Here is a 22455-nt window from a genome sequence, read left to right as displayed (position 1 = left end):
GGATCAGGCGGCGCGCAGGCGGAGCCCTACGGTGTTGCCGAAGGCTCTGGCGTAGAGGGACGCGTAGTTGGTCGCGGCCTGATCCCACCCGAACGAGCGCGACATGGCGTGCCGCCGCATCGCGTTCAAGCGCTTCTTCTGCGCGAAGGTGTCGAAGGCCCGGCGGATGGCGCCCGAGAAGCCCCGCGCGGACGCTTCGCTGAAGGTGAAGCCGGTTACACCATCCTCGACCGTATCGGCGAGGCCACCGGTGCGGTGGACGATCGGCAGGGAGCCGAAGCGCTGGGCATACATCTGGGCGAGCCCGCAGGGCTCGAAGCGCGAGGGCATCAGCAGGAAGTCGCTGCCGGCGAACATCCGGCGCGCATCGCGCTCCTCGAAGCCCACATGGACGCCGACGGAGGAGGGGTAGCGCCGGGCGAGGTCGCGCAGGGCGCCCTCGAAGCGACCCTCGCCCTGTCCGATGACCACGAGCTGTCCCCCCTCGGCCACGATGGACTCGGCGGCGCCGATGCTGAGATCGATGCCCTTCTGGTGGACCAGGCGGGACACCACGGCGAAGAGCGGACCGCGCGAGACGGCCAGACCGAACTGGCGCCGGACGGTCTCGGCATTGGCGCGCTTGCCCTTCCAGTCGTCGACCTCGAACCGGGCCGCGAGATGGGAATCCGTACGCGGGTCCCAGCTCTCGTCGATGCCGTTAAGGATGCCGGCGAGACGGCCCTGCGCCGCACGGGTGCGCAGCAATCCATCCAGGCCGCAGCCGGATTCCGGCGTGATGATCTCGCGGGCGTAGGTCTCGCTGACCGTGGTGACGTGCGAGGCGTAATACAGACCGGCTTTCAGGAAGGAGAGTTGACCGTAGAACTCGACGCCGTCCATCTGGAAGGCGTCTTCGGGAACGCCGAGTCGCCCGAGGGACTCCCTCGGAAAGACGCCCTGGTAGGCGAGGTTGTGAACGGTGAGGATGCTCGGGACCCGCAAACCATTCCAGGCGAGGTAGGCGGGGGCGAGGGCTGCCTGCCAGTCGTTGAGGTGCAGGAGATCGGCCGCCCAGGCCGGGTCGATGCCACGGGCGAGTTCGGCTGCGGCGAGGCTGAGACGGGCGAAACGGATGTCGTTGTCGCCGAAATCGCCCTGGGCATTGCCGTAGGGCGTGCCGTCGCGCTGGTAGAGATCGGCGTTGAGGATGACGTAGACCTGCAGGCCGTCGCTGGTCTCGACGAGGCCGAGTTCGCAGGGCGGGATGCCCGCCTGGGCCGGCAGCTGCGCGACAACCGGAATATGGTCGAACTGCTCGACGACCTGACGATACCCGGGGATCAGGACACGGACGTCGTAATGCCTGCGCAAAGCCCGGGGGAGGGAGCCAGCGACCTCACCGAGGCCGCCCGTTTTCACGAAGTCGGCCATCTCCGGGGTCGCGAAGAGGATGCGGGGCTGAAGCTGGTGACGGGATCGGGCGGCGTGGTGAAGGTCTAGATGATCGGTCTGATCCGCCAGGCTCATGAATTCGTTCCCGCGTCGTGCGGAGGGCGGGAACGGAGAGCGAGAGCCCAGCATCGACGTCGACCTCGTGAACGCAGCGAGACGGCTTTTGTTCCGTTGCGTTGCACAATTCAAGCCACGTTCAGGAACTTTCTCGATCCGGGACGGAAATGCCCGATTTCCACACGGCGACGCGGCCCGAATGCGCCGTGCTTCAAGCCTGTCGGATTAGGACTACGCCTTCGTTCGCCTCGAGGTCGAGGTCGGCGACGTTCGCCCCACGGGTCCGTGCCGGCTGCGTCGAGAGGAGGATCGCCCAGTTGATCGCCTGCGCATCGACCATCGGAACATTTTGCCGCGATGCACTGAAGTTCAGCAGTATGCGAAGCGTTGCATCATCATCGAAGCGCTCGAAGGCAAAGATGAAATCGTTCGAGGCGGACAGGGTTCGAAATCCGCCGGTGGCGAGCGCCGTGTGATCGCGGCGCAACCGCAGCAGGCGGCGATAGAGCGTGAGCAGCGAGCGGGCGTCGTCGCACTGGCATTCCACGTTCCGGGTCCCCGCATCCGGGCTGAGCGGGAGCCAGGGGTCGCCCGCACTGAATCCTGCGTTCGGCGACTCGTCCCACTGCATCGGGGTGCGTTCCGGGTCGCGGCCATGCCCCGGCTCACTCTGCTCCCAGGGGTCGCGTACCCGGTCCGGCGGAATGGCCACGTGCGCAAGCCCGATCTCGTCGCCGTAATAGAGCGTCGGCGTACCGCGCAGCGTGAGGAGCAGCATCGCCGCGATGGCGGCCTGCTCGGCGCCGACCCGTGCGGCGATCCGGGGCTGATCGTGGTTGCCCAGCACCCAGTTTGGCCACCCGCCCGGGGGCAGGGCCTCTTCGTAGGAAGCGACGAGGTCGGCGACGGAACGGGCGTTCCAGGGCGTCTGGATGAGTTGAAAATTGAAGGGCAGGTCGACGCCCGCCAGATCGGTGCCGTAATAGGCCACGAGACGCTCGACGGGCAGGTAGATCTCGCCGATGAGGACGCGCTCGCCATAGGGCGCCAAGACCGCGCGCATCTCTGCGATGACGTCGAAAACCTCGGGACGGTCGGCGGAATAGACCTGGGCGAAGCGGTTGATCTCCGCCTGCCCGGGTCCGTAGTCGGGGTTCTCCGGGTTGTCGCGGAAACCCTCGTCCTTCATCAGGTGCCAGATCACGTCGACGCGGAAGCCGTCGACGCCGCGGTCGAGCCAGAAGCGGAGCGCGTCGTGCATCGCCGCGCGAACCTCCGGATTGCGCCAGTTCAGGTCCGGCTGTTCGCGCAGGAAGGCGTGGTAATAATACTGCCCGGTGGCCTCGTCGCGGCTCCAGGCAGGCCCGCCGAAATTGCTGATCCAGTTGTTGGGCGGACCGCCGTCGGGGGCCGGGTCGCGCCAGATGTACCAGTCGCGCTTCGGGCTCGTGCGCGAGGCTCTGCTTTCCGCGAACCACGGATGGGCGATGGAGGTGTGGTTCGGGACGAAGTCGAGGATGACCTTCAGGCGGCGAAAATGGGCCTCGGCGATCAGTTCATCGAAATCCGCGAGTGTTCCGAAGAGCGGATCCACGCCGCAGTGATCGGCGACGTCGTATCCGAAATCCGCCATCGGCGACGGGTAGAACGGCGAGATCCAGACCGCGTCGACGCCGAGCCAGGCGAGATAATCGAGCCGGCGCGTGATCCCGCGGAGGTCCCCGATCCCGTCACCGTCGCTGTCCTGGAACGAACGCGGATAGACCTGATAGACCGTGCCGCTCTTCCACCAGACCGTATCCGCCATGCCATTCCTCCGGCGACGCGTCTTCGCCGCTCGCCGGCCGGACCCTAGCCGTAGATGGCACATTTCGCGACCCGTCCACGGGCCGTGTCATTCAGACAATATTCGAACGTGGTGTGGTCTCATTCCCGCACGGTTTGGTTGGGACTGTCGGACACCGTGACGCAGATAGGTCGCTGGCCAGGACCGATCCGCGACGGAGATCGATCCTGGACCGACCCGGCCTCACGGGCGGCATGCTCAGGCAAGCCAAGTACTTCATTCGAAGGAAGTACGGATTTCGCAAGATTGGTGACGTGCGGGAAATCGCTCCCGCGGCATCATCGAACGTGAGGCGAGCGAGAGACGACCGACGCAGCGCTACTCCGGTGGCGTCGCGCCGGATCCGACGACGAAGGGGACGAGGCCGAACGCAAGACAGGAATGCCGGGGGCGGGACCATCTCAGGGTTGTCGTCCCGGCCCTCGCTTGCAAGTTTCTCGGCCGAGAAGGGGGGACTGAGACGTGCTGAACGACAAGCTCATCGGACGAGACAACACCGACGTCGCCCCCTTGGCGGCTGGCGCGGAACAGGCGGTGCGCGCGCCGATGCCGGCCGTTCAGGAACGGGCCCGGCCGGTCGCCAAGACATCGGGCAACGCGGTGACCGACCTGCGCGAGGCGATCCTCGCGAAGCTCGCCTACGCGATCGGCAAGACACCCCGGACCGCACGCGAGCGCGACTGGTTCGCCGCCACGGCCCTCGCCCTCCGCGACCGGATCGTCGATGCCTGCCTCGACGGCGACGCATCGATCCCCAACAAGCGCGTCTATTACCTGTCCCTCGAATTTCTGATCGGGCGGCTCCTCTCCGATGCGATGAACAATCTCGGCCTCGTCGAGACCACCGGTGCGGCGCTGCGCGAACTCGGCGTCGAACTCGGCGATGTCGAAGCCGCTGAGCCGGATGCGGCCCTGGGCAATGGCGGCCTCGGCCGCTTGGCGGCCTGCTTCATGGAAAGCATGGCGAGCCTGTCGATTCCGGCCATCGGCTACGGCATCCGCTACGATCACGGCCTGTTCCGGCAATCCCTGGAGGACGGCTGGCAGAAGGAGGCGCCGGAGACCTGGCTCGCCGAGGGCAATCCCTGGGAGTTTCCCCGGCCGGAGGCGACCTACACCATCGGCTTCGGTGGCCACGTCACCATGTCGTCGGTCTCCGAGGGCGTGATCCGCCGCCACTGGCACCCGGCCGAGACGGTGCGGGCGGTGGCGCACGACGTTCCGGTGGTCGGCTGGCGCGGGCGGCACGTGAATACCCTGCGCCTCTGGAAGGCCGAGGCCGAGGCGCCGATCGAACTCGCGCGCTTCAACGGCGGAGATCATGTCGGCGCGGTGGCAAGCCGCTCCCGCGCGGAGGCGATCTCGCGTGTGCTCTATCCGAGCGATTCCTCCGCCGAAGGCCAGGAACTGCGCCTGCGGCAGGAATACTTCTTCACGTCGGCCTCGCTGCAGGATCTCGTGCGTCGCCACATCGCCGAGCGCGGCGACCTGCGCTCGCTCCCCGACCATGCGGCGATCCAGTTGAACGACACGCATCCGGCCATCGCGGTGCCGGAGCTGATGCGGCTCATGCTCGAGGACCACGGCTTCAACTGGGAGGATGCCTGGCACGTCACCACGCATACCCTGGGCTACACCAACCACACGCTCCTGCCCGAGGCACTGGAGACCTGGCCGGTCGAGCTGATGGAGCGGGTGCTGCCGCGACACATGCAGATCATCTATCTCATCAACTGGATGCATCTTGAGGAGCAGGGCAAGCAGGGCCGCGGCTCGGCCGAAAAGCTCGCGGCCGTCTCTCTGATCGACGAGAGCCACGGCAAGCGGGTCCGCATGGGCCATCTCGCCTTCCTCGGCGCCCGGCGGGTGAACGGCGTCTCGGCCCTGCATACCGACCTGATGCGCTCGACCGTGTTCAAGGAGCTGCACGCCCTCGACACCGACAAGATCGTCAACAAGACCAACGGCATCACCTTCCGGCGCTGGCTGCACAACGCCAACCCGGAACTCACGGCGCTCGCGGTCGAGGCGGTCGGCCCCGAAGTGCTCGATACGCCGGAATTGCTCGCCGGACTCGCCGACGTCGCCTCCGACTCGAACTTCCAATCCCGCTACGCCGCCATGCGCCGGGCTCGGAAGGTCGCCCTGGCCCAGGTCGTCGCCGACCGCACGGGAATCAGCATCGATCCGTCGGCCCTCTTCGACGTGCAGATCAAGCGCATCCACGAGTACAAGCGCCAGCTCCTCAACGTGATCGAGACCGTCGCCCTCTATCAGGCGATCAAGGCCGATCCGAAGGCCGCCTGGACGCCGCGGGTGAAGATCTTCGGCGGCAAGGCGGCGCCGAGCTATGTACAGGCCAAGCTCATCATCAAGCTCGCCTGCGATGTCGCGAAGGTCGTGAATTCCGATCCGGACGTGGCCGGTCGCCTGAAGGTGGTGTTCCTGCCGAACTATTCGGTGAGCCTCGCCGAGGCCATCATTCCGGCCGCCGATCTCTCCGAGCAGATCTCGACGGCCGGCATGGAAGCCTCGGGCACCGGCAACATGAAGCTCGCCCTCAACGGTGCGCTGACCATCGGGACCCTCGATGGCGCGAACATCGAGATCCGCGACCATGTCGGCGCCGACAACATCTTCATCTTCGGTCTCGACGCCGCCGGCGTACAGGCCCGGATGGCGGAGTCGAACTATGCCGAAGCCGCGATCGCCGCGTCTCCGCGCCTGAAAGCCGCCCTCGACCTGATCGAGGCCGGCGGCTTCTCGCCGAAGGAACCCGGCCGCTTCCGGCCGATCGTCGACGACCTGCGCCACAACGACCGCTACCTGCTGACCGTCGATTTCGACGATTACTGGCGGGTGCAGCGTTCGGTGGACAAGGCCTGGACCGATCCGAAGGCTTGGTGGCGGACGGCCATCCTGAACACCGCCCGCATGGCCTGGTTCTCCTCCGACCGCTCCATGCGTGAATATGCCGAGGAGATCTGGCGCGTCCGGCTCGGGTGATCGGGTTCCTCCGGCCCCCTGCGGGGCCGGCCTCCGTGCGGGCTTTTGATGAAATGGAAAAAGGCGCATCCCGGTGACCCGGGATGCGCCTTTCCTTGTTCCGTCACCCGGTCGGATGGCGGCCGGTCTCAGATCCCGGCGTCGATCAGGACCGGATGGCACCGGGCCCCGCTCGTTGCCGCGAGAACCTCGACGGCGCCCACCGTCGAGGCGTCGCCGGCGACATGGACGACGTCGGTGCTGCGCAGGGAGGGCAGGTGGGCCGTGAGAGGGCCCGGACGGACATCGGGGGGACGCTGGCGCGTCCGGTCCGAGACCGTGACGATCCGGGTTACGCCGGTGGCGCGCAGCCAGTCGAGGGCCGGACACATGTAGAGGTCGAGCGGATTGCGCGCGCCGACGACGAGGACGATCTCGCGGGCGGGCTCGATGTAGCGCGCCGCATGCGCGATCGACCAGATGGGGGCGAACCCGGTCTCCGAGGCGACCAGCACGAGGCGTCCGCCGCCGGCCCGGTAGAAGCCGCGACCGACAGGACCCTTCACCTTCACCGGGTGGTCGAGCTCCAAGGCCTCCACCAGTTCGTGCCCGAGCCCGAAGCCCTCGCGGTCCTGGCGCAGGTGGAACACGAGTTCATTGAGCTCGGCGGAGCCGTCGACGCGCAGGGTCGGGCTCAGGATCACGGGCGCAAAGTTCTCGAAGGTCACTTCGACGCCGTGTCCGGGCTCCAGGGCGAGCCTGCGGGTGATCGTGACGACGACCTGAAAGGTGTGCGTACCCAGGGCAGTGATCTCGGTGACCGTTCCGGTCCGCTTCTGGACGGCGGCCGGTCTGCTCGGCAGAACCAGGCGTGAGGGCGGCTCGATGGCCGCCGCCCGGGGCAGTGAGAGCTTGACGGCCTCGCCGCGATGGGCGCGGCTCTGCGCGCGCCGTGGGGCAGGGCCGGAGCCCTGGCCCCCGGGGCCGGGTGTGGAAGCGATCATCCCATCGGCAAGGGCAGCCTCCATCGGGGTATCCCCGGTGGAGACGCGCACGGACTTGCCGTTGACGACGAGCGAGCAGCGGGCGCTCATGGTCGTCCTTCAGGTAGTGGGGAACGGGACGGGCGGTGTTCGGCGGGGTCGTGCGACGACCCGCACGTCTCAGCGCGGTTCGTTGAGCAGGTGGTCGACCAGGGCCGCCCAGCGATCGCGGACGGCTTTGGCTTCCGGGGTCAGCGGCTCGGCGCCGTCGATCCGGGTGATGCAGGCGCGAAGCCGCTCGGCTTCCCGACGCTCGGCTCCGAGAACGGCCTTCATGACCATGACCTCGGCCTTGAGCCGGGACACTTCGCCGGAGGCGGCCGCCGACGGCGCCTCGAGCGGTGTGGGGGCGCGAACCGGCACCTGCGGAACCGCCGGCACAGGCTCGGGAGCCGGGCGGAGCGGGCGCGCCATCAGGCGCCGGACGAGGCCGGTGTCGATCTCGTCGTCCGTGATCCGCAACGCAGCCTGCGCCATGACGCCATCTCCCTCGGCCGGCGCGCCGCGCCCTGCCGCCCGCACATCAACTCGTGGCTGAGAATGCCGGATCATGGTTAAGGGAGGTTTAATCGAATGCCGTACAATACGGAGCATCCGGTCGATCTGGTTCAGGCAGCTTCCGGAGCTGCACCAAGCAATTGCCTGGCCTGGAGCATCGACATCGGTTCGCCGAATGCGAAACCCTGAGCATACTCACAGCCGAGCTCGAACAGGATCTGCGTGTCGACTTCCGATTCCGCACCTTCGGCCACGATCGACAGTCCGAGTTCCTGAGCCATCTTCACGATCGAGCGCAAAATCGCGGTCTGCCCGGTCGAGATCTGGCGCACGAAAGATTGATCGATCTTGATCGTGTCGAACGGAAAGCGCTGCAGATAGGACAACGCCGAGTACCCGGTGCCGAAATCGTCGAGCGACAGGCCGGCGCCGAGGTCGTGGATGCGGTGGAGCATCTGCGCCGCGTATTCGGGGTTCTCCATGACCAGGCTCTCGGTCATCTCCAGCTTCAGGGAGCCGGGAATGACGCCGGAGCGGGCGAGAATCGTCTTCACGTCGTGCAGCAGGTCGTGGCGCAGCAGCTGGCGCGAGGAGACGTTGACGGAGGCGAAGATCGGCGGCTCCACATCGAGGGAACGCTGCCAGGCGGCGAGTTCGAGGGCGGTGCGCTCGAGGGCGAAGATGCCGAGATTGACGATGAAGCCGCATTCTTCCGCGATCGGCAGGAAGGTGGCGGGCCCGAGGCGGCCGAGCTTCGGATGGTCCCAGCGCAGCAGCGTCTCGAAGCCGGCGACCGTGCGGTCCTCCAGGCGGACGATCGGCTGAAACAGCACCTTCATCTCGTTGCGGTCGAGCGAACGCCGCAGGTCGGCTTCCAGCATCAGCCGGTCGCTGCGCTCGTTGCGCATGGTGGCGCGGAACACCTCCGTTCGGTCGCCGCCGCCGCGCTTGGCCTGGATCATCGCCATCTCGGCGTTCTTGAACACCTCCTCGCGCTTGAGGTTGGCGCCCCCCTCGTAGAGAGCGAGACCGACCGACACCGTCAGGAAGATCTCGCGATCGGCGTAGGTGATCGGCGTCGCGATGGCTTTGCGGATCATCTCCGCGAAGGCCAGGATCCGATCCGGCTCGCGCTCGGACAGGAGGATCAGCGCGAATTCGTCGCCGGCGACCCGGGCCAGGGTATCCTGCGGCCTGAGCAGGCGGCCGAGCCGACGCGAGAGTGTCAGCAGGATCGAGTCGCCCGCGGACAGGCCGATGGCGTCGTTGATCGCCTTGAACCGGTCGATGTCGAGGACGATCGTCGTCGGACGCAGGCGGGGGTCCTGGCTGGCGAAGGCCAGGGCCGCATCGAGGCGGTCGTAGAAGAGTTCGCGGTTCGGCAGGCCGGTGAGGCTGTCATGGACCGCGTCGTGGAGCAGTCGCTCTTCGGCCGTCTTCACCTCGGTCACGTCGCTGATGGTGCCGACAACCCGGATGACCTCGCCGTCCGAGCCGATCACCGGCCGGGCCTTGAGACGGTACCAGTAGTACGGCCCGGCCGTGGAGCGCAGGCGGAAGTCGTGGACGATGCGGCCGCGCCGCTCCTCGATCACCGTGTCGAGGGCCGCGGAGTAGCGTTCGACGTCGAAGGGATGGACGAGATTGAGCCAATTGGCGGCAGGCCCTTCGAGGGCGCCCCGCTTCAGGCCGAGCTGTCCTTCGATTTCCTGCCCGGCGAAGACCCGGTCGCCCGGCACGTCCCAATCGAACACCACGTCGCCGGCGCCGGTGAGGGCGAGGGCACGGCGCTCGGTATCGGAAACGAGGGCATGGGTCAGGCCGCCGCCCGCGAAGGCGTGCTGCATCACGGTGAAGCCGATCAGCATGACGATGAGGACGAGGCCGCCGATCAGGGCGGGTTGCACGAGGTCGCTGCCGATCTGTCCCGTGATGGCGAAACCCGCCGCCACGACCCAGACGAGAAGGAGACACCATGTCGGCACCAGCAGGATGGCGCGGTCGTAGCCGTTATGCGCCGCGAGGTAGACGATCAGCAGCAGGCCGACGCCGGCCACGGCTGCGATCGAGATTCGGGCCACGCCGGCCGCGACCGGCGGGTCGAACACCGCCAGGCCGACGAGGCAGGCGAGGAACAGGAGCCAGATGATCGCCACGTGGCTGTAGCGCACGTGCCAGCGGCTGAGGTTGAGATAGGCGAACAGGAAGACCAGCAGCGTCGCGCCGAGGACCGCCTCGGTGGAGGCGCGATAGACGCGCTCGGCCACTTCGGTGATCGGAAAGACACGCTGCAGGAAACCGAAATCGATGGAAGCGTAGGCGAGCACGGCCCAGGCCAGGGACGCGGCCGCCGGGAAGATGATCGCCCCCTTCACCACGAAGATGATCGTCAGGAACAGGGCGAGAAGACCGGCGATGCCGATGATGATGCCCTTGTAGAGCGTCAGACCGGTCGATTTCTTACGATAGGCTTCCTGGTCCCAGAGGTAGACCTGCGGGATGTTGGGGCCGCGCAGCTCGGCGACGTAGGTGACCGTCGCACCGGGGTCGAGTGTGATGACGAACTGGTCCGCCTCCGGGTTCTCGTCCCGTTCGGGCCTGATACCCTGGCTCGCCGTGATGGCGGCGATGCGCGAGCCGCCGAGATCCGGCCAGATTACGCCCGAGCCGACGAGGCGGAAATGCGGGGCAACGAGGACACGGTCGACCTGCTCGTCGGTGTCGTTGGTGAGGGCGAAGACCATCCAGTCGGGACGGGCACCCGTCTCGCGGGCCTTCACGACGATGCGCCGGACGATGCCGTCCTTACCCGGCGCCGTGGAGATCTGGATCAGATCGCCGTCGGAACGATAGCGCTCGATCATCGGCGTGAGGTCGATGGCGGGCGCGTCGAGGGTGACGCGCACCGCCTCGACGGCCTGCGCCGGGCCGCTGACGATCAGCGCGGAGAGCAGCGCCGCGACGAGGGCCGGGATGAAGACGGCGAGGACGAGGGCGATTCTACGCAACGGGCGAGTGTTCCGGCCGGGCGAGGCATGATCGACGGAAGCAGGCGAAGGGATACGGCTCAGCTTTGCATCCAGTCGTATCGGTGGGGGCCGCAGCGAGCAAGGCGACGGGCCGCCCTGCGCGACGGCGTTCACCGTTTCTGAACCGTGACGCCGAGGGATTTCGATCGCCCGCCTTTGCGGCCAAAACAAGCCGCACGGTCCGGGCTCATGCCGCCTTCAACGTCGCTTTGATGCGATCGAGGCTCGGAAGCTTCTTGATCGGACCGATCGCCGCCAGGGTCGGTGCGCCTCTCAGGAGGCGTCGGCCGGCCTGACGCACGTCGTCCACCGTCACCGCATCCACCTTGGCGATGACTTCGCTCGCGGGGATCACCCGGCCCCAGGCCAGGATCTGCCGGGCGTTGCGCTCGATCCGTCCGCCGGGCGTCTCCAGGGCGGAGAGGAGCGCCACCTTCAACTGCGCCTTGGCGCGAGCCACCTCGACGGTATCGGCGTCGGCGGCTGCACGGATGGTCGCCTCGAGCGTCACGTCCATCAGCTCCGCGAGGTCGCCCGCGGACGTGCCGGCGCCGATGCCGAACAATCCGCAATCGTAGAATGCCCAATGGAACGACTGGATCTCGTAGGCCAGGCCGCGGGTCTCGCGCACCTCGTGCCACAGGCGCGAGGTCAGGCCGCCACCGAGCACCTGCGCGAAGATGTGCAGGGCATAGTAGTCGTCGTCGCGGAACGACAGGCCCGGCAGGCCGAGGACGACATTGGCCTGCTCGAGCTTCTTCGGCAGACGCTTCTCGCCACCGCCATAGACACCCGGCACCGCTTCGGGTGCCCGGTTCGGCTTCATCCCGCCAAAGTAGCGCTCTGCGGATTCCACGATACGGTCGTGCCCGATGGCGCCTGCGGCGGCGAGCACGATGCGGTCGGGTGTGTATTCCCGCGCGATGTAGGCCTCGATCGCGTTCCGGTCGAAACTGTTGATCGTCTCGGGCGTGCCGATGATCGGCCGACCCATCGGCTGATCGGGGAACGCCGCCTCGGTGAAGGCCTCGTAGACGACGTCGTCGGGGGTATCCTCGATCGCCGCATATTCCTGCAGGATCACGCTCTTCTCGCGGGCGAGCTCGCCGGCGTCGAAGACGGAATCCGTCAGGATGTCGCCGATGACGTCGAGGGCGACGCCGGCGTCCTCGCCGAGGACGCGCGCTGTGTAGCTCGTGCCCTCGGCGCTGGTGGCGGCGTTGATGTCGCCGCCGACATTCTCGATGTCCTCGGCGATGCGGCGGGCGGTACGGGTCTTTGTGCCCTTGAAGGCCATGTGCTCGATGAGGTGGCTGAGGCCGCCCTCATCGGCGCGCTCGTGCCGCGAACCCGCGCCGACCCAGACCCCGAGGGTCGCCGTCGCCACACCCGGCATCGCCTCGGTGACCACGGTGACCCCGTTGTCGAGCTTGGTGATCTTGAGATCGGGCGAGGCGCCGTGCGTGGCGAAGTGTTGATTCATGAGCGGTCACGCTCCCTTGGTGATGCGGGCGCGCTCGCGGATAAAGGTCTCGACCGCAGCCTGATCATTGGCCACGCGCGAGAAGGTCTCCTTGCGGTCCATCAGGTCGGCGAGGTGCGGCGGCAGTTCGGGGCGCCGCCCCCGGATCGCCTTCGCGACCGCATCGGGGAACTTGGCGGCGTGCGCGGTGGCGAGGGCCACCACGGGGGTGTGCGGATCCTGGCGCAGGAGCTTGCGCGCGGCATGCACGCCGATGGCGCTGTGCGGATCGATGACGTGTCCGGTCTCGGCATGGGTGCGGGCGATCTCGGCCATCACGGCCGGCTCGGAGACGGCGGCGGCGTCGAACTCCGCGCGAACGGTTTCAAGGACCTGCGGATCGAGGTGGAAGCCGCCCGATTGCTTGAGGCCAGCCATCAGGCGCCCGAGGCTCGACGCGTCGCGGTCGAGCGCCTCGAAGAGCAGGCGCTCGAAATTCGAGGAGATCTGGATGTCCATGGACGGCGAGGTGGTCGGCTGGACGCCACGGACCTCATAGGCACCGTGCTCCAGGGTGCGGGCCAGGATGTCGTTGGCGTTGGTGCCGATCATCAGGCGCTCGATGCCCAAGCCCATGCGCTTGGCGACCCAGCCGGCGAGGATGTCGCCGAAATTGCCGGTCGGAACCGCGAAGGAGACCGGGCGGTGCGGTGCGCCCAGGGCCACCGCCGAGGTGAAGTAGTAGACCGCCTGGGCAGCGACCCGGGCCCAGTTGATCGAATTCACGCCCGACAGCCGCACGTCATCGGCGAAATCCGCGTGCTGGAACAGCGCTTTGACGATGTTCTGGCAATCATCGAAATTGCCGTCGATGGCGATGGCGTGGACGTTGTGCGCCCCTACCGAGGTCATCTGCCGACGCTGGACCTCGGAGACGCGGCCCTCGGGGAACAGGATGAAGATGTCGACCTGATCGAGGCCGCGGAAGGCCTCGACCGCTGCGCTGCCGGTATCGCCCGAAGTGGCGCCCACGATGGTCGCCCTGGCGCCCCGCGCCCGCAGGACGTGATCCATCAGGCGGCCGAGAAGCTGCATCGCCACGTCCTTGAACGCGAGCGTCGGGCCGTGAAAGAGTTCCAGCAGGAACAGATTGTCGTCGAGTTGCGTCAGCGGGCAGACCGCCGGATGCCGGAAGGTGGCGTAGGCCTCCTCGATCATCCGATCGAGGTCCGCGTCCGCGATCTCCCCGTCGATGAGCGGACGCAGGACGGTCTTGGCAGCATCGGCGTAGCGCATGCCTGCCAGCCCGGCGATCGTCGGCTTTGCGATCTGCGGCCAGCTCTCCGGCACGTAGAGACCGCCGTCGCGGGCGAGGCCGGCGAGCAGGGCATCGGAAAAGCTCAGGGGCGCCGCGGCGCCGCGGGTCGAAACGTGAAGCAAGGGGGCCTCCGGGAAGGCGCTCCGTCTACACGATGTCGGCGGGCGTGTCGAAAGGCTTAGGGGTGTCGAAAGGCTTAGGGGTGTCGAAGGCTTGGGCCGGCTTACGCGGTGCTGCCCGGCGCCTTGACGAGGCGGCACCCGGTGATGCGCCAGGCACCGTCCGCCTGCTTCTCCAGACTGTAGAGCGCGGCCCAGTCGGTGCCGTCCGCGTCCTGCAAAGTGACTCCGAGGGCCAGACCGTCATCGCCGGCCTCCTCGATGCGGTCCACGCTGTAGCGGCGGGCGCGGTAGACGGCGGCATAGCCCTCGCGGACCATCGCGATGAAGGTTTCGGGCGACGGGAACATGCTCTGGATCGCCGGGGCGGCCTGGGCATAGGCGGTGGCGGCGTCGTCGCGGCGGAAGGCCTCGATCTGGCGTTCCACCGTCGCCTTGGCGGCGTCCCGGGCCGCGGCATCGGCGGCGAGGGCCGCCGACGGCACCATCAGCAGGGTGAGGACGAAGAGAACGGTGCGCATGGGGCCCACTCCGTATCGTGACCAGCTACCCGAAGGTAGGCTGGATCATTCGGCCGGGCGACGCAAGTTCTCGGCCGTTTTCGTCACGATCACGTCGGTGCGGCCTCCTCGTGAAGTCTGCGCCAAGCGAAGACCCCAAAGACACCGAGCAGACATGCGGCGATGCCGAACCAGGTGAAGGCGTATTGCAGGTGGTTGTTCGGCAGGTCGACGCGCAACTGTCCGCCCTTCGGCCACCCTCCCGGATTGGGTGTTCCGTCCGCCTCGACGAGGTAGGGGCGGGGATCGGCGATCCCGCGCGACGCGCTGATGCCGGCGATGTCGCGGTTGAACCAATCGTTGCGGACAGGGTCCGGCGCCGGCACGAACATCGTCCGCAGCTCCGAGCCGCGCAGGATGCCGGTAACGGTGGTCACGCCGTCGACCTGACCGGCCGCGCGGTTCACTGGCGCCTTCAGCTCCGTCGGCACGAAACCGCGGTTGATGAGGACGATTCCGCCCTCCTGCAGCTGGAAGGGTGTCAGGACGTAGTAGCCCTGGAGGGCCCGCCCCGGAACCTCGCCCGCCGCCAAGCCGTGGACGAGCGTCTCGGCATCGTGCCGGAACGTGCCCGTGACGCGGACCCGACGGAATTCGTCCCGGGACGGGTTCCAATCCTGCGGCACCGGAAGGGGTGCCGGCGGCTCGACCTTGGAGCGGTCCAGGATGCGGGCGATCAAAGCCTCCTTCTCGCCCTTGCGCTCGAGCTGCCAGACCCCGAGGCCGAGGAGGATCGCGAGGCAGGCCAGCGAGACGAGACCGGGCGCGAGGATGCTGCGCCAGGCGCCAGGGCGAAGGGTCGAAGCCATGACTAGCGGAAGCGTCCCTGCTCGGCCTTGTTGGTGAACTGGAGGGCCGCGAGGATGCCCTTGAGCGGTCGTACCAGCAGGAGGCTGAGGCCGATCGACAGCGAGCCGGCCACCAGGGCGTGGACCCAGATCGGCGGCTCGTAGGTGATCTCCATCCAGAGGGCGAGCCCGACCACGATGATGCCCACGATCGACATGACGAAGAACGCCGGCCCATCGCCGGAATTGAAGCTGCCGTAATCGAGCCCGCAGACCTCGCAGGAGGGACGGAAGGTGAGGAATCCGTCGAACATGTGCCCCTCGCCGCAGCGTGGGCAGCGGCCGCGCAGACCGGCGGAAATGGGGGGTGGCTTCGGCCGCGATGCGTCCAAGATCGATAACTCCTCGTACGGCGCCGTGCCGTCGGATCCCATATGGGAATGGCAACGGGGCTCTTCAGGCACGACCATGAAAAAGGGCGGCTCGCGCCGCCCTCTTCAACACTGGCATGCGGTGCAGGCCGGGCTCAGTGAGCCGCGTGACCGGCCCCGGCGCCCCAGACGTAGATCGAGGCGAACAGGAACAGCCACACCACGTCGACGAAGTGCCAGTACCAGGCGGCAAACTCGAAACCGAGATGCTGCCGGGTCGTGAACTGGCCGAGATAGGCGCGGTACAGGCAGATCGCGAGGAAGATCGTGCCGATGATGACGTGGAAGCCGTGGAAGCCCGTCGCCATGAAGAAGGTCGACGAGTAGATGCTGCCCGAGAAGCCGAAATGGGCGTGGGCATACTCGTAGGCCTGGCAGGCCGAGAACAGCACGCCGAGAATGATCGTCAGCCAGAGGCCGTATTTCAGGCCCTTGCGGTCATCGTGCAGCAGGGCGTGGTGGGCCCAGGTGATCGTCGTGCCGGACGTGAGCAGGATCAGGGTGTTCAGGAGCGGCAAGTGCCACGGGTCGAACGCCTCGATGCCCTTCGGCGGCCAGGTGCCGCCCGTGAAGTCGACGCGCGAGGCCTGGATCGGATCGGCGGTGTAGAGGGCGGCTTCGAAATAGGCCCAGAACCATGCAACGAAGAACATCACCTCCGAGGCGATGAACATGATCATACCGTAGCGGTGGTGCAGCTGCACAACCCGCGTGTGATCGCCCGTGTTGGCCTCGTGCACGACGTCTTTCCACCAGGCGAACATGGTGTAGAGCACGCCGAGGGTGCCGGCGCCGAAGATATAGGGGCCGGGGGTGAGGGTGCCGATCTGGAGGCTCTTCATCCAGAAGACGGCGCCGAAGGCCATCAGGAAGCCCGAAAAGGCGCCGATGAGCGGCCAGGGACTCGGGGCGAGAATGTGGAAGTCGTGATTTTTGGCGTGCGCCTCGGCCATTGAACTCTTCTCCTGCCCCCGACCTCCGGACCGTCGCCGATCCTCGATCCACTGAATGCGTCGTCCCGACCGGGTTGCCCCGGATTGTTGTGGCAAACCCTTACCCAGGGTCGCGCGCTGTTGTCACGCTTGTGCCGTCAAAAATTCGACTTCGTCCCCGTGCCGCCCGTTGTCGCAAGCGCGGCCGTGGGCTGCCCGTTCTTGGAGGCGAAGTAGGTGTAGGACAGCGTCATCTCCGACAGGTGCGCCGTGTTGGAGTCCTTGCGCACCTCGGGGTCGATGTAGAACACCACCGGGAAATCCATCGTCTCGCCCGGCTGAAGGGTCTGCTCGTTGAAGCAGAAGCACTGGACCTTGACGAAGAAGCCGCCCATCAGGCCCGGCTGGACGTTGAAGGTGGCGATGCCTGTCGAGGGCGTGGTGCCGGTGTTCTTGACGCGAAAGAAGACCGTCTTGGTCTCTCCGAGGCGGGCCTCCACCTTCGGTGACTCGGCCTGGAAGCGCCAGGGCAGGCTCGACGCGACGTTGGTGTCGAAATGCACGACCATGCTGTCGTCGATCGCCGCGGCCGTCGGTGCGAGGCCCGTGCGCGGGGTTCCGTCGTAGCCCGTGGCTTTGCAGAACATGTCGTAGAGCGGCACCGACGCGAAGGCGAGGCCGATCATGCCGAAGGCCAGCCCCGCGCAGGCGAAGGCCGTGACGCCGGCGCGCCGGCCTGCTCCGCGGGGCGGCGCCTGTCTCAGGTCGGCCATCAGAAGCGTCTCCGTTGTCCGGCGCGATCAGATCGGGCGGTTGAGGACCTGTGGTCCGAGCTTCGCGATCGTCAGCACGTAGAAGATGGTCACCAGCGCGAACAGCACGGCCGCGATGGCGATCGAGCGCTTGCGCCGCCGCTGCGATTCCTCGGGCGTCAGCGGACGGGGCGTTCCGGGCAGGCCGGGGCGATCGCTCACAGGCTCACCGCGCGGAAGAGGCCGAGGCTCTGCTCGGCCAGTAGGGCCGCGAACATCAGGAACAGGTGCAGGATCGAGAAGCCGAACATGCCCATGGCGGCCTTGCGCTCCGGCTCGCCCTCGCGGTTGCGGAAGACGTGCACGCTGAAGGCCAGCATGCCGAGCCCACCGAGGAGCGCCGTCACCGCGTAGAGCCAGCCGCCGAAACCCAGCGCGACGGGCGCGAGACCGAGGGGGAACAGCAGGATCGAATAGGCGATGATCTGACGCCGGGTCGATTCCGGACCGGCGACGTTCGGCATCATCGGGATTCCGGCCTTCGCGTAATCGGCCGACTTGATCAGGGCGAGCGCCCAGAAGTGGGGCGGGGTCCAGATGAAGATGATGAGGAAGAGAACCAGCGACTCGATGCCGATGGTGCCGCTGACCGCAGCCTGGCCGACCATCGGGGGGAGGGCACCGGCGGCGCCGCCGATGACGATGTTCTGCGGCGTCGCCCGCTTCAGCCACATGGAATAGACCACAGCGTAAAAGACGATGGTGAAGGCCAGGAGCCCGGCGGCGAGCCAGTTCGAGGCGAGCCCGAGGACCAGCACCGAGCCCACGGACAGGACGATGCCGAAGGCCAGGGCCTCATCAGGACGAATGCGGCCGTCGGGGATCGGACGCTTGGCCGTCCGAGTCATCACCGCGTCGATGTCCGCGTCCCACCACATGTTGAGACAGCCCGAGGCGCCCGCCCCGACGGCGATCATCAGCAGAGAGATCGAGCCGACCACGGGCTGGATGTGGACATGTGAGACCAGCATGCCCACGAGGGCCGTGAAGATGACGAGCACCATCACGCGCGGCTTCAGCAGGGCAAAGAAGTCCGAAACCTCGCCGCCGACCGGCGACAGAACTTGCGGCTCGGCGCCAGCGGATAGGCTGTTCGACAGGCTCGTCATGGTTTCCCGATACGGTTTTCGTGTCCGGTGGGGCTTCGGATCGCGCCGCACGGCGCCGCCCTTTGCGGGAAGCCTCGGTGACCGCTCGCGTGAGCTTGACCGAGGCTTCCGGGAAAGAGCGAGGACCGCTCGCGCGGTCCTCGCAATCCTCGAAGCGGCGATGCGCCTCAGTGGTGGCCCGGCTCGTCGACGATTCGGGGCAGGGTCTCGAACTGGTGGAAGGGCGGAGGAGAGGACAGGGTCCACTCGAGAGTGGTCGCACCCTCGCCCCACGGATTGTCGGCGGCGCGCTTGCTGGAGCGGAGCGCCAGGACGACACCGATGAAGAACACCACCATGCCGAGGGCGAAGATGTGCCCGCCCCAGGTGGAGACCTTGTGCCAGCCGGCGAAGGCCTCCGGGTAGTCGGCGTAGCGCCGCGGCATGCCGGCAAGTCCGAGGAAGTGCATCGGGAAGAACAGGACGTTCGCGCCGATGAAGGCGAGCCAGAAGTGCAGCTTGCCGGCCCATTCGGGGATGATGTGGCCGGTCATCTTCGGGAACCAGTAGTAGACACCGGCGAAGATGATGAACACGGCTCCGAGCGAGAGCACGTAGTGGAAGTGAGCGACGACGTAGTAGGTATCGTGCAGGTACTTGTCGACCGCCGAGTTCGCCAGCACGACGCCGGTGACACCGCCGACCGTGAACAGGAAGATGAAGCCGACCGCCCAGTGCATGGCGGCCGTGAAGCGGATCGAACCGCCCCACATCGTCGCGATCCAGGAGAAGATCTTCACACCGGTGGGCACTGCGATGACCATCGTGGCGAAGACGAAGTAGGACTGCGTCTGGAGCGACAGGCCGACCGTGTACATGTGGTGCGCCCACACGACGAAGCCGACGACGCCGATGGCGACCATGGCGTAGGCCATGGCGAGGTAGCCGAAGACCGGCTTGCGCGAGAAGGTCGAGATGATGTGCGAGACGATGCCGAAGGCCGGCAGGATCATGATGTACACTTCGGGGTGACCGAAGAACCAGAACAGGTGCTGGTAGAGCACCGGATCGCCGCCGCCGGCCGGATCGAAGAAGGTCGTGCCGAAGTTGCGGTCGGTGAGCAGCATCGTGATCGCGCCGGCGAGCACCGGGAGCGACAGGAGCAGGAGGAAGGCGGTCACCAGCATCGACCAGGCGAACAGGGGCATCTTGTGCAGGGTCATGCCCGGGGCGCGCATGTTCAGGATGGTGGTGATGAAGTTGATGGCACCGAGGATCGAGCCCGCACCGGAGAGGTGGAGCGCGAAGATCGCGAAGTCGACGGCCGGGCCCGGGTGGCCGGAGCTGGACAGCGGCGGGTAGACGGTCCAGCCGGTACCGGCGCCGGACGCGCCGGGTGCGCCCTCGACGAACAGCGAGCAGACGAGGCTGAGGAAGCCCGCGACCGTCAACCAGAACGAGATGTTGTTCATGCGCGGGAACGCCATGTCGGGCGCGCCGATCATGAGCGGTACGAACCAGTTGCCGAAGCCGCCGATCAGGGCCGGCATCACCATGAAGAACACCATGATGAGGCCGTGCCCGGTGACGAACACGTTGTAGGTGCCGGGATTGGCGAAATACTGGAGCCCGGGCTCCTCCATCTCCATGCGGATGCCGAAGGAGAGGAACGCGCCCATGATGCCCGCGCAGAAGGCGAACAGCAGGTAGAGCGTGCCGATGTCCTTGTGGTTCGTCGACAGGAACCAGCGGGAGAAGAAGGACGGCATGTGGTGGTCGTGGGCGTCGTGATGCCCCGTATGTGCAGCGGCGTTCGCCATGGATGCAGACCTTAGTCCAGGTTTCTCGTGATCATCTCGATGGGTGGAGCCGGGCGCCGCTCAAGGGCCCGGCTCCAGGGGTCCGCGCCCTTACCGGGCGTCGGCGAACTTCGACGGATCGTCGATGCGGGCGAACTTGGTCTTACCCTCGGCGAGCCACTTGGCGTAGGCCTCCTCGCTCACGACCTGAACCGTGATCGGCATGTAGGCGTGGCGGGCGCCGCAGAGCTCGGAGCACTGGCCGTGATAGGTGCCCTCACGCTCGGCCTTGAACCAGAACTGGTTCAGACGGCCCGGGACGGCGTCGATCTTGAAGCCGAAGGACGGCATTGCCCAGGAATGCATGACGTCGGCGGCCGTGACCTGGATCTTCACGATCTTGTTCACCGGCACGACCATGTCGTTGTCGGTGCCGAGCAGCTTCGGCTGCTTGTCCTCGTCGAGGTTGGCGTCGAAGGTGAAGCCGCCGCCGTTCTCCACGGCCGGATACTCGTAGGACCAGTACCAGGCGTGACCGATGACCTTCACGAGGACGTCGGCCTTCGGGTCCGAGAGCTGGGTGCGCAGGAGGCGGAACGAAGGAATCGCCACGGCGACCAGGATCAGCACGGGGACGATGGTCCACGCCACCTCGATCATGGTGTTGTGGGTGGTCTTCGAGGGCGTCGGGTTCGCCTTCTCACTGAAGCGGAAGACGCAGTACAGGATCAGGCCGAGCACGAACAGCGAGATGCCGAACGACAGCCAGTGCATGCCGTGCTCGAACGAATGGATGTCCCGCGCGTTCTCGGTGACGGCGACTTGACGGTCCATCTGCCACGGCACCGGCTGACCGATGCCGGCCGCGAGAGCCGATGACGAAGAAACGAGGAACGCGCCGAGCGCGGCAAGCCCCCATGATGACCGGTGTTGCGCCTGCGTCGTCCGCATGTGCCTCTCGTGGCTCCCCGTGATTGTGATCGCCGATGCCGCGCGTCTTGCTTGGTTTGTTCTAAATCGCAAGTGTGTTTCGCGGATCGCGGGCCATTCGCGGGCCTGAACCCACGTCTCGCCGATTGGCGTGTCAGACCACAAGGCCGAGAGGTGCGCAACCGCAACAGCGTCGCATCATCCCCGATTTGGACCTCGACTCAGGCGTTTGGCGGTCTATCGAAATGTCGCACGCGGGCCCATGCATCCGCCTGTATTCATGATGCCAGCGGCTGCGCAGCCCCTGGGCATCTCGCCTGGCGGAGATCCGCGCGTGATCGATCGACTGGAATTCATCCTGGCCCTGGCGCGCGAGCGTCACTTCGGACGGGCGGCCCAGGTCTGCAACGTCTCGCAGCAGACGTTGTCCGCCGGCGTGAAGCAACTCGAGGAACGGCTCGGTGTGCTTCTGGTACAACGGGGTTCACGTTTTCAAGGCTTCACGCCGGAGGGCGAGCGCGTGCTCGAATGGGCACGCCGCATCGTCGGGGATGCCCGCGCCATGCGGGAGGAGGTCACGAGTCTCCGCCGCGGCCTTTCGGGGACCCTACGCTTGGCTGCGATTCCGACGGCCACGCCGATCGTCGCCGCTCTCACCACGCCGTTCCGGGCGCGCCACCCGAACGTACGATTCTCGGTCCAGTCCACCACTTCGGGCGAGATCGGGCGTCTGATCGCCGATCTCGAGATCGATGCCGGCATCACCTATCTGGAGAACGAGCCCCTCGGCCGGCTGACGGCCGTACCGCTCTATCGGGAGCGGTACCGTCTGCTGACCGCAGTCGACGGTATCCTCGGCGAGCGAGAGACCGTGACCTGGGATGAGGTGGCAGGCCTACCCCTCTGCCTGTTGACACCGGACATGCAGAATCGGCGGATCATCGATCGGCAGCTGCTCAATGCGGGGACGGAGGCGGCGCCCCTGCTCGAGTCGAATTCGATGATCGTGCTGCTCACCCACGTCCGTACGGCGAAGTGGGCGAGCATCATGCCGGCCGTCCTCGCCGACACGTTCCGTTTGAGCGATCGCATCCGAGCCGTCCCGATCGTCGACCCGGACGTCAGTCATCTCGTCGGCCTCGTGGTCCCCGAGCGCGAGCCGATGACGCCCCTTTGCGCAGGCCTCATCGTCGAAGCGCGCAACGTCGCGGGCGGGATCGCACAGACCATCGACGCCCTCTGAAAAGAATTTGAGGACGCGGCAAATCGCACTGCCGTCGTCATGGATTTTTGCGTCGCAACAGAGCGATTCAACAAAAAACCG

The 22455-nt window shown here is 66.8% G+C and carries 18 protein-coding genes; 2 read left to right on the top strand and 16 right to left on the bottom strand.

The window, feature by feature from the left end; translation table 11 throughout:
- Positions 1–3 precede the first annotated feature (3 nt).
- Both glgA and AC3WLN_RS02480 read right to left on the bottom strand, forming a co-directional pair.
- Positions 4–1509 carry a glycogen synthase GlgA gene (gene glgA / locus AC3WLN_RS02485; RefSeq protein WP_492479319.1) on the bottom strand — a complete coding sequence of 502 codons (1506 nt, stop codon included), beginning with the start codon at positions 1507–1509 and terminating at the stop codon, positions 4–6.
- A 193-nt stretch (positions 1510–1702) separates the two neighbouring features.
- Positions 1703–3298 (bottom strand): alpha-amylase family glycosyl hydrolase, encoded by a 1596-nt coding sequence (locus AC3WLN_RS02480; RefSeq protein ID WP_492479318.1) that lies wholly within the window; start codon positions 3296–3298, stop codon positions 1703–1705.
- 585 nt (positions 3299–3883) lie between these two features.
- On the opposite strand from AC3WLN_RS02480, the gene AC3WLN_RS02475 reads away from it, so the two are divergent.
- Complete coding sequence (locus tag AC3WLN_RS02475) at positions 3884–6343, top strand: glycogen/starch/alpha-glucan phosphorylase (protein ID WP_492479389.1); 2460 nt, start codon at positions 3884–3886, stop codon at positions 6341–6343.
- Positions 6344–6471: 128 nt separating this feature from the next.
- Here AC3WLN_RS02475 and AC3WLN_RS02470 read toward each other — a convergent pair whose 3' ends face one another.
- From AC3WLN_RS02470 to coxB, 14 genes are all read right to left on the bottom strand, one after another.
- Positions 6472–7416 (bottom strand): ferredoxin reductase domain-containing protein, encoded by a 945-nt coding sequence (locus AC3WLN_RS02470; RefSeq protein WP_492479317.1) that lies wholly within the window; start codon positions 7414–7416, stop codon positions 6472–6474.
- Between the two features lie 69 nt (positions 7417–7485).
- Positions 7486–7842, bottom strand: coding sequence for a hypothetical protein (locus tag AC3WLN_RS02465; RefSeq protein ID WP_492479316.1), 357 nt, complete (start codon positions 7840–7842; stop codon positions 7486–7488).
- Between the two features lie 131 nt (positions 7843–7973).
- A complete protein-coding gene (locus tag AC3WLN_RS02460) occupies positions 7974–10871 on the bottom strand; it encodes an EAL domain-containing protein (RefSeq protein WP_492479315.1) in 2898 nt (965 codons plus the stop codon).
- A gap of 208 nt (positions 10872–11079) precedes the next feature.
- Positions 11080–12375, bottom strand: a complete 1296-nt coding sequence (locus AC3WLN_RS02455) for a M16 family metallopeptidase (protein ID WP_492479313.1) — start codon at positions 12373–12375, stop codon at positions 11080–11082.
- Positions 12376–12381: 6 nt separating this feature from the next.
- Positions 12382–13794: a threonine synthase gene (gene thrC / locus AC3WLN_RS02450; RefSeq protein WP_492479311.1), complete on the bottom strand. Its 1413-nt coding sequence runs from the start codon at positions 13792–13794 to the stop codon at positions 12382–12384.
- 101 nt (positions 13795–13895) lie between these two features.
- The gene (locus AC3WLN_RS02445; RefSeq protein ID WP_492479310.1) at positions 13896–14312 is read right to left on the bottom strand and encodes a DUF4864 domain-containing protein; all 417 of its coding nucleotides are present in this window, start codon (positions 14310–14312) and stop codon (positions 13896–13898) included.
- Between the two features lie 89 nt (positions 14313–14401).
- The gene (locus AC3WLN_RS02440) at positions 14402–15160 is read right to left on the bottom strand and encodes an SURF1 family protein (RefSeq protein ID WP_492479309.1); all 759 of its coding nucleotides are present in this window, start codon (positions 15158–15160) and stop codon (positions 14402–14404) included.
- A 2-nt stretch (positions 15161–15162) separates the two neighbouring features.
- Positions 15163–15573 carry a DUF983 domain-containing protein gene (locus AC3WLN_RS02435; protein WP_492479308.1) on the bottom strand — a complete coding sequence of 137 codons (411 nt, stop codon included), beginning with the start codon at positions 15571–15573 and terminating at the stop codon, positions 15163–15165.
- A 92-nt stretch (positions 15574–15665) separates the two neighbouring features.
- Positions 15666–16523: a cytochrome c oxidase subunit 3 gene (locus AC3WLN_RS02430; RefSeq protein WP_108039586.1), complete on the bottom strand. Its 858-nt coding sequence runs from the start codon at positions 16521–16523 to the stop codon at positions 15666–15668.
- A gap of 137 nt (positions 16524–16660) precedes the next feature.
- Positions 16661–17275, bottom strand: coding sequence for a cytochrome c oxidase assembly protein (locus AC3WLN_RS02425; protein ID WP_492479307.1), 615 nt, complete (start codon positions 17273–17275; stop codon positions 16661–16663).
- A gap of 27 nt (positions 17276–17302) precedes the next feature.
- A complete protein-coding gene (locus AC3WLN_RS02420; protein ID WP_463775237.1) occupies positions 17303–17476 on the bottom strand; it encodes a cytochrome c oxidase system small membrane protein in 174 nt (57 codons plus the stop codon).
- Entirely contained in the window at positions 17473–18423 is a 951-nt protein-coding gene (locus AC3WLN_RS02415) for a heme o synthase (RefSeq protein WP_463775240.1), read from the bottom strand. The genes AC3WLN_RS02420 and AC3WLN_RS02415 overlap by 4 nt, the downstream gene beginning before the upstream one ends.
- A 167-nt stretch (positions 18424–18590) precedes the next feature.
- Positions 18591–20222: a cytochrome c oxidase subunit I gene (gene ctaD, locus AC3WLN_RS02410; protein ID WP_463775242.1), complete on the bottom strand. Its 1632-nt coding sequence runs from the start codon at positions 20220–20222 to the stop codon at positions 18591–18593.
- Positions 20223–20312: 90 nt separating this feature from the next.
- A complete protein-coding gene (coxB, locus tag AC3WLN_RS02405; RefSeq protein ID WP_055954876.1) occupies positions 20313–21152 on the bottom strand; it encodes a cytochrome c oxidase subunit II in 840 nt (279 codons plus the stop codon).
- Positions 21153–21465: 313 nt separating this feature from the next.
- Between coxB and AC3WLN_RS02400 the strand changes: the two genes are divergently transcribed.
- Positions 21466–22374 carry a LysR family transcriptional regulator gene (locus tag AC3WLN_RS02400; protein WP_492479304.1) on the top strand — a complete coding sequence of 303 codons (909 nt, stop codon included), beginning with the start codon at positions 21466–21468 and terminating at the stop codon, positions 22372–22374.
- Positions 22375–22455 lie beyond the last annotated feature (81 nt).

The organism is Methylobacterium sp. FW306-05-D (assembly GCF_058782155.1).
Note: the sequence above shows the minus strand (reverse complement) of the source record. Positions and strands in the feature narration are given on the sequence as shown.